This is a genomic window from Paraburkholderia phytofirmans OLGA172, from assembly GCF_001634365.1.
GTDB lineage: Bacteria > Pseudomonadota > Gammaproteobacteria > Burkholderiales > Burkholderiaceae > Paraburkholderia.
On record NZ_CP014578.1, the window covers coordinates 4507718 to 4519363 of the forward strand.

Consider the following 11646-nt stretch of genomic DNA (forward strand, 5'->3'; position numbering starts at 1 on the left):
ACACGCATGTCCGCATCGCTGAAGATTGGATTGATGGGTTACGGTTTTGCTGGCGCGACCTTTCATGCGCCGGTGATCGAGCACTGCGGGCGAGCGAGCATCGCGGCCATCGCGACGAGTCAGCCCGAGCACGCGCTGGCCGATTACCCGCACGCGAAGGTGGTGGCCGATCTCGACGCCCTGCTGGCGCTCGAGGAAATCGACTGCGTCGTGATCGCGACGCCCAATGACACGCACTTCGACCTGGCGCGCCGCACGCTGGAGGCGGGCAAGCACGTGGTGGTCGACAAGCCGGTCACGCTGACCGCCGCCGACGCCCACACGCTCGCGAACATCGCGCTCGCCCGGGGCAAGCGGTTCGTGCCCTTTCACAACCGCCGCTGGGACGGTGATTTTCTGACCGTGCGGGATCTGCTGGCCGGCAGAGAGTTGGGGCGCATCACGCACTACGAATCGCATTTCGACCGTTTCCGGCCGGAGGTTCGGCAGCGTTGGCGCGAGGAAGCCTCGCGCGGCGGCGGTTTGCTATTCGATCTTGGGCCGCACCTGATCGATCAGGCATTGGCGTTGTTCGGCGCACCGCAAACCGTGTCCGCGACGGTTCGGACCCATCGCGACCAGGCCAGCGCGCCGGACTACGTGCATATTCAGCTTGGCTACGGCGAGTTCGAAGTGGTGTTGCATGCAAGCGCACTGACTGCGCTAGTCGCGCCAAGGTTTGCGATTCACGGCACGCAGGGGAGCTATGTGAAATACGGGCTCGATACGCAGGAAGATCAGTTGAAAGCCGGCTTGCGGCCCGGCGACGAGGGATTCGGCGCCGGCAATGCGGCGGGGGTGCTGCGCGCGCTCGAAGGCGATCAGGAAGTGGAGCGGGCGGTGCCTACGCGCAATGGGGAATACGTCGGCTTTTATATTGCCTTGGCGGATGCCATTCAGAACGGCGTGAAATTCCCGGTCAGCGCTCAGGATGCGGTCGACGTGATGACGATCATCGAGCTTGCCGCCCGGAGTTCGGAAGAAGGCGTCCGGCTGCCGTTTGAGCGTCTTCGCTGACTTTTTGCCTAAGGGGCGCTTTCTGGCTATCCGGCGGTGGCATGCGAACCATGCCGCCGCCAAAGGCAAAGAGCCTGACAGCCCCGAAAGGAACATAACGTTACAAATAACCCCGCCTCCGCGGTCAGCGCGAATCCCCAGCAATCCGTTGCTACCCCAGTAGCACCACAAAACGACAACGACTTCCGGAGAGTCCATGCCCCGTATCGTCCGCGCAGTAGCAGCATGCGCATTGCTCAGCTCCCTCGCCGCCTGCGTGGTGGCGCCCCAGCAACCCGCGCCGGCGCCGCGCCCTAATCCGCAGCAGATCGCGGATCAGCGCCTCAACCAGGTCAATGGCCGGATCGACAACCTGAGCCGCCGCATCGACGCTCACGTCAACCAAGGGTACTACCCGCCCCCGCAAGGCGGCGCCCTGCATCACCGTCTGGACGTGATCCGCCAGGAAGCCCACGACATGGCCGCTCAACACGGCGGCGGCCTGTCCGGCGACGAACAGCGCGTGCTGAACCAGGAACTGGACAACGCGGCGCACGCCATCGGCGAATAATCGCGCGGGTTCCGGCACTGCAGCAAAGCAGCGCGGGCATCACGTCCCGCGCTTTTTTTCGATATTTGCGAACCCGCAACGCCAACCGCCGTGCCCCTTGCGAGCCTTTATTTGACAAGCCCCCGGCCCTCGCGTACATTCGCCGCACGCGTCGGGAGAGCGTGCTGGCCGCAGAAAATCGCAGGCCGCGCCGCCGAAGGGGCACACCCGCAAACTCTCAGGCAAAAGGACCGGCCGCGTCGAAAAACCCGCCTCATGGCAGAGGTTTTTCGCACTCTGGAGAGCGGCAGTAGCCGTCTGCGTCGTGTATGCGCCGTATACATCGAGCAGATTCTGGCAAGCTGCCCACCGAAGGGGCGCGCGCTTAACCGTAGCGATGGTGGCTTCAACATCGTACGGCAGCGCAATCTCTCAGGTATCGAGGACAGAGGGGTCATGCAACGCAATCGCTCGCAGCCGGCAGGCCGCGAGGCGTCGTGCCGCATGGCCTTTTTTGTTTCGCGAGACGCCCGAGGCCCCATGACCGAACTCAAACACACCCCGCTCAACGCCACCCATCGTGCGCTCAACGCCCGCATGGTCGATTTCGGCGGCTGGGACATGCCCGTCAACTACGGCTCGCAGATCGACGAACACCGCGCCGTGCGCACCGACGCCGGCATGTTCGACGTCTCGCACATGTGCGTCGTCGATTTCACCGGCGAGCGCGTGCGCGCCTTCTTCGAGTACGCGCTCGCCAACAACGTCGCCAAGCTGCAAACGCCGGGCCGCGCGCTTTACTCCTGTCTGCTGAACCCGAATGGCGGTGTGATCGACGATCTGATCGTCTATTACTTCGGCGAAAATCACTTTCGCGTGGTCGTCAACGCCGGCACCGCCGATAAAGACATCGCCTGGTTCGGCCAGCTCAACGCCGAAGGCAGCTTCGGCCTCACCATCACGCCGCGCCGCGATTACGCGATCGTCGCCGTGCAAGGTCCGAACGCCCGCGAAAAAGTCTGGCAAACCGTGCCGGCTGCGCGCGCCGCCACTGAAGCATTGAAGCCATTCAACGCCGCGCGCATCGAAGACACGCCGTTCGGCGAACTCACCGTCGCCCGCACCGGCTACACCGGCGAAGACGGCTTCGAAATCATCGTCCCGGCGGATCACGTCGAAGCGCTGTGGAACGCACTGCAGGCCCAAGGCGTGCGCCCGGCAGGTCTTGGCGCGCGCGACACGCTGCGTCTCGAAGCCGGCATGAACCTGTACGGCCAGGATATGGACGACAACGTCTCGCCGCTCGACGCCGGCCTCGCCTGGACCGTCGATCTGACCTCGCCGCGCGACTTCGTCGGCAAGGGCAAGCTCGAAGCCAACGGCTCGCAGGCTGCATTCGTCGGTCTGATCCTGCTGAAGGAAAACGGCAAGGCGGCAGGCGTGCTGCGCGCTCACCAGAAAGTCGTCACGCCGCAGGGCGAAGGCGAGATCACCAGCGGTACTTTTTCACCCACGATGCAGGAATCGATCGCCTTTGCGCGTGTGCCGAAAGGCGTGCAGCCGGGCGACACCGTTCACGTCCAGATTCGTGACAAAAACGTTCCCGCAAGCGTGGTAAAACTGCCGTTCGTACGCAACGGCAAAGTGCTGGCAGTTTAAGCAGCCGGCGCGTGCGTCCCCTTTTTGAAACACTACCGAATAACACCGCATAGGAGCATCCGATGAGCATCCCGGCCGATCTGAAATACACCGAATCGCACGAGTGGGTCCGCACCGAAGCGGACGGCACGCTGACGGTCGGCATCACCGACCACGCGCAGGAAGCGCTCGGCGACATCGTCTTCTTCGAAGTCCAGGAACTGGGCAAGACCGTCAACGCTGGCGACACCGTCGCCGTGATCGAATCGGTGAAAGCCGCTTCCGATATCTACGCGCCGGTCTCGGGCGAAATCATCGAAGCGAACCCGGCCGTCGCCGACACGCCGGATGGCGTCAACAGCGCGCCGTACGAGAACTGGCTCTTCAAGATCAAGCCGGCTGCGGACGCATCGCAGGATCGCCTGATCGATGCAGACGCGTACGCAAAGTCCGTCGGCGCCTGATTCACCGCAAGTTGCACCATTACGTTTAAACCCGACAGGCGCGGCGCGTCCGATTCGACAGTCGAACGGACGCCCGCACCGCCAGGAACACCTCATGAAGCTCGAACACCCGGATCGTCTGATGAACCGCACTCCTCTCTCGCTCGCCGCGCTCGAAGTGCATGACGCCTTCGCCGAACGGCACATCGGCCCCGATTCGGCCGACCAGCACGCGATGCTCGAAGCCCTCGGCTTTGCGTCGCGCGCCGCGCTGATCGACGCCGTCATTCCGAAGACGATCCGCCGCAGCGAAACACTGCCGCTCGGCCCCTTCGCGCAGCCGAAGAGCGAAGCGGAAGCGCTCGCCGCGCTGCGTGAGCTGGCGGACAAGAACCAGGTGTTCCGCTCGTACATCGGGCAGGGCTATTACAACGCGCACACGCCGACGGTGATCCTGCGTAACGTGCTCGAAAATCCGGCGTGGTACACCGCGTACACGCCGTATCAGCCGGAAATCTCGCAGGGCCGTCTGGAAGCGCTGCTGAACTTCCAGCAGATGATCGTCGACCTCACCGGTCTGGCGATCTCGAACGCCTCGCTGCTCGACGAAGCCACCGCCGCCGCCGAAGCAATGACGCTGCTGCAACGCGTCGGCAAGCCGAAGTCGAACGTGTTTTACGTCGCCGACGACGTGCTGCCGCAAACCATCGAAGTGGTGAAGACGCGCGCCACGCCGGTCGGCATTGAAGTGAAAGTGGGCCCGGCTGCGGAAGCGGCGAACGCGAATGCGTTCGGCGTGCTGCTGCAATACCCAGGCGTGAACGGCGATGTGCGCGACTACCGCGCACTCGCTGAAGCGATCCATGCAGCAGGCGGCCACGTGGTAGTCGCCGCCGATCTGCTCGCGCTGACCGTGTTGACGCCGCCGGGCGAATGGGGCGCGGACGTGGCCGTCGGCAACACGCAGCGTTTCGGCGTGCCGGTCGGTTTCGGCGGCCCGCACGCGGCTTACCTCGCCGTGCGCGACGAATTCAAGCGTCAGATGCCGGGCCGTCTCGTCGGCGTGACCGTCGACGCGCAAGGCAACCCCGCGCTGCGTCTCGCGCTGCAAACGCGCGAACAACATATCCGCCGCGAGAAAGCGACCTCGAACGTGTGTACCGCGCAAGCGCTGCTCGCGATCATGGCCAGCATGTACGCCGTCTATCACGGCCCGCACGGTCTGAAGACGATCGCGCTGCGTGTGAACCGCATCGCTGCATTGCTGGCAGCCGGCGCGAAGAAACTCGGCTACACGCTCGTCAACGACACGTTCTTCGACACGCTCACGTTCGAAACCGGCGCACGCACCCAGGCACTGCATGATGCGGCAACGGCCAAGCGCATCAATCTGCGCCACGTGAGCGACACGCGCGTCGGCATCTCGATCGACGAAACCACCACGCGCAGCGATCTGGCCGATCTGCTCGCAGCGTTCGCGCAGGCGGCATTTGTCGAGGAAGTCCCGCAAATCGACGCCCTCGACGCAGAACTCCCCGCAGAGAACACGGTGCCCGCCGCGCTTGAACGCACCAGCGCGTACCTCACGCACCACGTGTTCAACCGTCATCATTCTGAAACGGAAATGCTGCGCTATCTGCGCAGCCTGTCGGACAAGGACCTCGCGCTCGACCGCTCGATGATCCCGCTGGGCTCCTGCACGATGAAGCTGAACGCGACCTCCGAAATGCTGCCGGTCACGTGGCCGGAATTCGGTCAGATTCACCCGTTCGCCCCGGCTGAGCAAACGGTCGGCTACCGCGAAATGATCGATCAGCTGGAACAGATGCTGGTCGCGGCCACCGGCTACGCAGCCGTGTCGCTGCAGCCGAATGCCGGCTCGCAAGGCGAATACGCGGGTCTGTTGATCATTCACGCTTACCACGCGTCGCGCGGCGAAGCACATCGCAATGTCTGCCTGATTCCCGCTTCGGCGCACGGCACGAACCCGGCGTCGGCGCAAATGGCCGGCATGCAGGTGGTCGTGGTGGCTTGCGACGCGCAAGGCAACGTCGATATCGAAGACCTGAAGAAGAAGGCTGATCAGCACGCCGACAAGCTCGCGGCGATCATGATCACGTACCCGTCCACACACGGCGTGTTCGAATCAAACGTCCGCGAAATCTGCGAGATCGTGCATGCGCACGGCGGCCAGGTCTACGTGGACGGCGCGAACATGAACGCCATGGTCGGCCTCTGTGCGCCGGGTCAGTTCGGTGGCGACGTCTCGCACCTGAATCTGCACAAGACCTTCTGTATTCCGCACGGCGGCGGCGGACCGGGCGTCGGTCCGGTCGCGGTCGGCGCGCATCTCGCGCAATTCCTGCCGAATCAGATTTCGTCGGGCTACGAGCGTGCGCCGAACGGTATCGGCGCTGTGTCGGGCGCGCCGTACGGTTCCGCTTCGATCCTGCCGATTTCGTGGATGTACATCGCGATGATGGGTGCGAAGAACCTCACCGCTGCCACCGAAACCGCGATCCTCAACGCCAACTACGTGGCGAACAAACTCGCGCCGCATTATCCGGTGCTGTATTCGGGTCCGGGCGGACTGGTCGCGCACGAGTGCATTCTCGATCTGCGCCCGCTCAAGGAAACCAGCGGCATCTCCGTCGACGACGTCGCCAAGCGTCTCGCCGACTACGGCTTCCACGCACCAACCATGAGCTTCCCGGTGCCGGGCACGCTGATGGTCGAGCCGACCGAATCGGAGTCGAAGGAAGAGCTCGACCGCTTCATCGAAGCGATGATCGCGATCCGCGAGGAAATTCGCGCCGTCGAAGAAGGCCGCTCGGACCGTGAAGACAATCCGCTGAAGCACGCGCCGCACACGGCGGCGGTAGTCATCGCGAACGACTGGAAGCATGCGTATGCGCGCGAAACCGCCGCGTATCCGCTGCCCACGCTGATCGCCAAGAAGTACTGGCCGCCGGTCGGCCGCGCGGACAACGTGTACGGCGACCGCAATCTGTTCTGCTCCTGCGTGCCGATCGCCGACTACGAGTAAGCGTGGCCGCAAACCGCGCAGCGTCTGAAGGTTGTAAGCAGGCGTTGCACGGTTCTGTCGCTTGTGTCCGCAAACGGCTAACATCACACACCGAATCAGCCTAACGAGGAGTTTCGCATGGCGCGAAAGGTGCGATTGATGCAAAGCCAGACCGAAGCAAGGCGAGCCCAGACGTGGCAGCAGGCTTGCACATTGCTGTTGGCGGGCGCGGCGGTACTGCTGCTGCCGCTGCGGCAGGCGCAAGCCGCGATGAATTTTTGCGCGGCGCCCGCGCTGCAAACCAGCGAGCGCACGAATGCCGATCCAGGCGTCAAGGCACTGGTGAGCAATGTGCAGGCGCATCTGAACGACCCGCCGCATGCGCTGGCGAAACTGCATACCGAAGGCACGCTGCCGCACGAGGGTATCTACGATCAAAGCGTCGAGGCAGAGAGGGATCTCGATCTGCTGCGCGACGCCGCGCTCGCCTGGCGCGCGACCAGCGAGGACCGCTATCTGAAGCTGGTCGACCGCTTGCTGTACGCGTGGGTCACGACTTATCAACCCAGTTTCAATCCAATCGACGAAACCCATTTCGAAGGCCTGATCCTCGCCTACGACATGACCGCGAGCGCGTTGCCGGTCAAGACGCGCAATGCATCGATGGCGTTCCTGACGAAGTTCGCGAACGGCTATATCGCGCAGATCGACGCGCAGCCGCGGCCGCTCACGGGTACGTTCAAGAACAACTGGCAGAGCCACCGGATCAAGCTGATCTCGATGGCCGCGTTCACGCTGGATAACCGCAAGATGATCAACGCGGCGCAGCGCCTGTTCGACGAGCATATCGGCGACAACATCGCGGCGGACGGCTCGACGTTCGACTTCGGCGAGCGCGACGCGCTGCATTACGTCACCTACGACCTGCAACCGCTTGTGACCGCCGCGCTCGCCGCGCGCCGCCACAGCCGCAACTGGTTGCCGGAAAAAGGGGCAAATGGCGCGTCGCTGGCGGCCGCGCTGGACTGGCTCACGCCGTACGCGGACGGCAGCAAAACGCATGAAGAATTCGTGCATTCGAACGTTCCGTTCGATGCCAAACGTCGCGAGGCCGGTTTGCCCGGCTATTCGGGTCAATGGGATCCGAAAAACGCGACGGAACTGTTTCACCTGGCGGCGCGTCTCGACGGACGCTATACGCCGATCGCGCTGCAGCTCGCACCGACGCCGCCCGCGTGGCTCGCCGTGTGCTTGCCGCTGCCGGCGCGTTAAACTAACTCTTATCAGCAGGGAGCAGTAAATGGCAGTCAGCGTGTTCGACCTCTTCAAAATCGGCATTGGTCCGTCCAGTTCGCATACGGTCGGGCCGATGCGCGCTGCACTGATGTTCGCGCAAGGGCTCGAACGCGACGGGCTGCTTGCGGCAACGGCATCGGTGAAAGTGGATCTGTATGGTTCGCTCGGCGCGACCGGCAAAGGGCACGGCACCGATCGCGGCGTGATGCTCGGCTTGATGGGCGATGCGCCCGACACGGTCGATCCGGACACAATCGCGCAACGGCTGGAAGCGGTGAAGGCGTCGCGCAAGCTCGCCTTGCTCGGCACGCACGACGTGCCGTTCGTGCAAAAAGATCACATTTCGTTTTATCGCCAGGCACTATCGGAGCATCCGAACGGCCTGAAGCTGCGTGCGTTCGATGCGCAGGGAGAGACGCTGCGCGAGTCGACCTATCTATCGGTGGGCGGCGGTTTCGTGGTGACGGCCGGCGCGCCGAACACGAAGGTGCTGAGCGCCGTCGAACAATTACCGCATTCGTTCCGCAGCGGCAACGAATTGCTCGCGCTGTGCAAATCGACCGGCAAGAGCATCGCGCAATTGATGTGGGAAAACGAACGCGTCTGGCATACGGAAGAAGAGACGCGCACGGGCTTGCTGAAGATCTGGAACGTGATGCAGTCGTGCGTGGCACGCGGTTGCGGCATCAACAATCCGGATGCAGACGGTAACTTGCCCGGTCCGTTCCAGGTCAAGCGCCGGGCGCCGCAGTTGTATCGTGCGCTGTCGAGCAATCCTGAACTGGCGCTGCGCGATCCGCTGTCGATGGTCGACTGGATCAACCTGTACGCGATCGCCGTCAACGAAGAAAACGCTGCTGGCGGGCGCGTGGTCACGGCGCCGACCAATGGCGCGGCGGGCATCATTCCGGCAGTGCTGCACTACTACACGCGCTTCATGCCGGGCTCGAACGAGCAAGGTGTCATCGACTTCCTGATGACGGCGGCGGCAATCGGCATTCTGTACAAGCTGAACGCGTCGATTTCAGGCGCGGAAGTGGGGTGCCAGGGCGAAGTGGGCGTGGCCTGTTCGATGGCCGCGGGTGCGCTCGCGGCGGTGATGGGCGGCACGCCCGAGCAAGTCGAGAATGCTGCCGAGATCGGCATGGAGCATAACCTCGGGCTGACGTGCGATCCGGTCGGCGGGATGGTGCAGATTCCGTGTATCGAGCGCAATGCGATGGGCTCGGTGAAAGCCGTGAATGCTGCGCGCATGGCGCTACGCGGTGACGGCACACATTACGTGTCGCTGGACTCCGTGATCAAAACGATGATGCAGACCGGCGCCGACATGAAGACGAAGTACAAGGAAACGTCGCGCGGCGGGTTGGCGGTGAATATTGTGGAGTGTTGAGAACACAACGCGACCCGACCGCACCGATCGCACCCATCACAACGCCTGGAGGCTTCATCGCAATGCCGCTCGCTTCTGAATCGTCTTTCACTGCCCAAACCACCGGCGCGCGTCTCGTCGTTGACGCCTTGCTGACGCACGGTGTCGAACGTGTATTTTGTGTTCCCGGCGAGAGCTTTCTCGCCGTGCTCGATTCGCTGCACGACGAAACGGACCGCATTCAGACCATCGTCTGCCGGCACGAAGCGGCGGCCGCCAACATGGCCGAAGCGGTCGGCAAATTGACCGGCCGTCCGGGCGTCGCCATTGTTACGCGCGGACCGGGCGCGACGCATGCATCGATTGGCGTGCACACCGCGTTTCAGGACTCCACGCCGATGATCCTGCTGATCGGCCAATGCGCGCGCGAACATCTCGACCGCGAGGCCTTCCAGGAAATCGACTATCGGCGCATGTTCGGCCAGATGGCCAAGTGGGTCGCGCAAATCGACGATCCGAAGCGTATTCCCGAATATTTGAGCCATGCGTTCCACACGGCGACGTCGGGCCGGCCAGGGCCGGTTGTGCTGTCGTTGCCGGAAGACGTGTTGAGCGATGCATGCGAAGCCGTCGCCGGCGCGCCGAGATATAAGCGAGTGGCGGCGTCACCGTCCGCGGCGCAGATGGAGGCGTTGCGCCGATTGCTGGAAGGCGCGCAACGGCCGATGGTCATTGCCGGCGGCAGCGGCTGGACGCCTGCCGCATGTGCCGACCTGCAACGCTTCGTCGAGAATTGGCAATTGCCGATCGGCCTTGCCTTCCGCTTCCAGGACACACTCGACAACGAGCATCCGAACTATGCGGGTGATATCGGCCTCGGCATCAATCCGGCGCTTGCTCAACGTATCCGCGATGCGGACCTGCTACTCACGCTCGGCCCACGGCTGGGCGAAGCAACGACGAACGGCTACACGCTGCTCGACATACCGAAGACCATACAAACGCTGGTTCACGTGCATCAAGGCGCGGAAGAACTCGGGCGCGTGTATGCAGCGGATCTGCCGATCGTCTCTGGTATGCCGGAACTGGCAGCGCTGCTTGCCGAGTTAAGGCCGTCTTCCGACAAGCTCGCATGGACCGGCGCCGCGGAAGAAGCGCATCGCGCTTATCTCGACTGGCGCAAACCACGCCCGATTCCAGGCGACGTGCAAATGGGCGAAGTGATCCAGCAGTTGCGCGCGCATCTACCGGAAGACGCGATCCTCACAAACGGTGCGGGCAACTACGCGACGTGGCTGCATCGGCATTTCTCGTACCGGCATTTCCGCTCACAGCTCGCGCCGACCAGTGGCGCGATGGGCTACGGCGTACCGGCGGCGATTGCGGCGAAGTCGTTGTATCCGCAACGCGCAGTCGTCGCATTAGCCGGCGACGGCTGCTTCATGATGTCCGCGCAGGAACTGGCAACGGCGATGCAGTACGACCTGCATGTGATTTTCATCGTCGTAAACAACGGCCACTTCGGCACGATCCGGATGCATCAGGAACGGCACTACCCGGATCGCGTGCACGGCACAGGTCTCACTAATCCGGACTTTGCCGCGTTCGCGAGATCGTTCGGCGCGCACGGAGAAACAGTCGAGCGGACGGAAGACTTTCTGCCTGCATTGCAGCGCTCGATGGAAGCGAAGCGTGCGGCAGTGATCGAAATCCGCATGCCGCAGGAAGCGAGCACGCCAGGTGCGACGCTGGAGCAGATTCGGGAGCAGGGGAGGAAGCTGCGCGCGAGCGTTCAGCTTCGCTAGATAGTCGGACCTGAACAATTCGTTTTACGCAGTGCCCAGCCTCGCGGGCACCGACGTTGTGGCGATGGTGCGATTGAGCGGAACGGTGAGAAAGAAGGTATAAATAAGCCGCCGTTTCCTCAGGTTCATCCGCAGATTGTGACCGGCGCCGCATAGAACGGCGTTGATCGCATCGCCCAGCGCACCCTTGAGCCAGTTCCGCTCAAGTTTTCCATCTGCCTTCATGTGGCCGATCGCTGGCTCGATTGCACTGCGCCACCTGATGATCGCGCGCAGTGTGCGCGTGATGCCGCATTGCAAGCCCGGATGGCAGATCTTCACGGTGTCGATCGCGACGCCCTTGCATCCCCGATCCACGATGGCGACGTCTGGTTTAACTTCACTCAGAAAGCCCCACCCTGCAAGGCTTTCCGGATTATTCAGCTCCGCCTGCATAGCGCCGCCAGGCGAGCTGCCTCAACTTGTCACTTTCCTTAGCGCTT

Annotated in this window: 8 protein-coding genes, 1 pseudogene and 2 riboswitches; of the genes and pseudogenes, 8 read left to right on the forward strand and 1 reads right to left on the reverse strand. The window is 63.2% G+C overall.

All coding sequences use genetic code 11. The annotated features are described in order from the left end of the window. Positions 1-6 precede the first annotated feature (6 nt). The 8 genes from AYM40_RS19930 (at position 7) to AYM40_RS19965 (ending at position 11164) form a co-directional block, all read left to right on the forward strand. The gene (locus tag AYM40_RS19930; RefSeq protein WP_063497685.1) at positions 7-1056 is read left to right on the forward strand and encodes an oxidoreductase; all 1050 of its coding nucleotides are present in this window, start codon (positions 7-9) and stop codon (positions 1054-1056) included. Between the two features lie 196 nt (positions 1057-1252). Further along, positions 1253-1606 (forward strand): hypothetical protein, encoded by a 354-nt coding sequence (locus AYM40_RS19935; RefSeq protein WP_063497686.1) that lies wholly within the window; start codon positions 1253-1255, stop codon positions 1604-1606. 142 nt (positions 1607-1748) lie between these two features. After that, a riboswitch (glycine riboswitch) is annotated at positions 1749-1850 on the forward strand. Positions 1851-1872: 22 nt separating this feature from the next. Beyond that, positions 1873-2044: riboswitch (glycine riboswitch) on the forward strand. 81 nt (positions 2045-2125) lie between these two features. Beyond that, on the forward strand, positions 2126-3244 hold the full coding sequence (gcvT, locus tag AYM40_RS19940; protein ID WP_063497687.1) for a glycine cleavage system aminomethyltransferase GcvT: 1119 nt from the start codon (positions 2126-2128) through the stop codon (positions 3242-3244). 62 nt (positions 3245-3306) lie between these two features. Beyond that, on the forward strand, positions 3307-3687 hold the full coding sequence (gene gcvH, locus AYM40_RS19945; RefSeq protein ID WP_063497688.1) for a glycine cleavage system protein GcvH: 381 nt from the start codon (positions 3307-3309) through the stop codon (positions 3685-3687). Between the two features lie 94 nt (positions 3688-3781). Beyond that, a complete protein-coding gene (gene gcvP, locus AYM40_RS19950; protein WP_063497689.1) occupies positions 3782-6712 on the forward strand; it encodes an aminomethyl-transferring glycine dehydrogenase in 2931 nt (976 codons plus the stop codon). Positions 6713-6829: 117 nt separating this feature from the next. Beyond that, positions 6830-7963 (forward strand): alginate lyase family protein, encoded by a 1134-nt coding sequence (locus AYM40_RS19955; RefSeq protein WP_063497690.1) that lies wholly within the window; start codon positions 6830-6832, stop codon positions 7961-7963. Positions 7964-7991: 28 nt separating this feature from the next. After that, positions 7992-9380 (forward strand): L-serine ammonia-lyase, encoded by a 1389-nt coding sequence (locus AYM40_RS19960; protein WP_063497691.1) that lies wholly within the window; start codon positions 7992-7994, stop codon positions 9378-9380. A gap of 62 nt (positions 9381-9442) precedes the next feature. Continuing rightward, entirely contained in the window at positions 9443-11164 is a 1722-nt protein-coding gene (locus tag AYM40_RS19965; protein WP_063497692.1) for a thiamine pyrophosphate-binding protein, read from the forward strand. A gap of 24 nt (positions 11165-11188) precedes the next feature. Here the strand turns inward: AYM40_RS19965 and AYM40_RS19970 are convergent. Next, a pseudogene (locus AYM40_RS19970) lies at positions 11189-11575 on the reverse strand (IS5/IS1182 family transposase); the annotation flags it as partial. Between the last annotated feature and the right edge of the window lie 71 nt (positions 11576-11646).

Excerpts from the sequence above, each read along its gene's own strand:
- AYM40_RS19965 (WP_063497692.1), top strand. The coding sequence starts at position 9,443 with ATGCCGCTCGCTTCTGAATCGTCTTTCACTGCCCAAACCACCGGCGCG.
- AYM40_RS19930 (WP_063497685.1), top strand. The coding sequence starts at position 7 with ATGTCCGCATCGCTGAAGATTGGATTGATGGGTTACGGTTTTGCTGGC.
- AYM40_RS19935 (WP_063497686.1), top strand. The coding sequence starts at position 1,253 with ATGCCCCGTATCGTCCGCGCAGTAGCAGCATGCGCATTGCTCAGCTCC.
- gcvP (WP_063497689.1), top strand. The coding sequence starts at position 3,782 with ATGAAGCTCGAACACCCGGATCGTCTGATGAACCGCACTCCTCTCTCG.
- gcvH (WP_063497688.1), top strand. The coding sequence starts at position 3,307 with ATGAGCATCCCGGCCGATCTGAAATACACCGAATCGCACGAGTGGGTC.
- AYM40_RS19955 (WP_063497690.1), top strand. The coding sequence starts at position 6,830 with ATGGCGCGAAAGGTGCGATTGATGCAAAGCCAGACCGAAGCAAGGCGA.
- gcvT (WP_063497687.1), top strand. The coding sequence starts at position 2,126 with ATGACCGAACTCAAACACACCCCGCTCAACGCCACCCATCGTGCGCTC.
- AYM40_RS19960 (WP_063497691.1), top strand. The coding sequence starts at position 7,992 with ATGGCAGTCAGCGTGTTCGACCTCTTCAAAATCGGCATTGGTCCGTCC.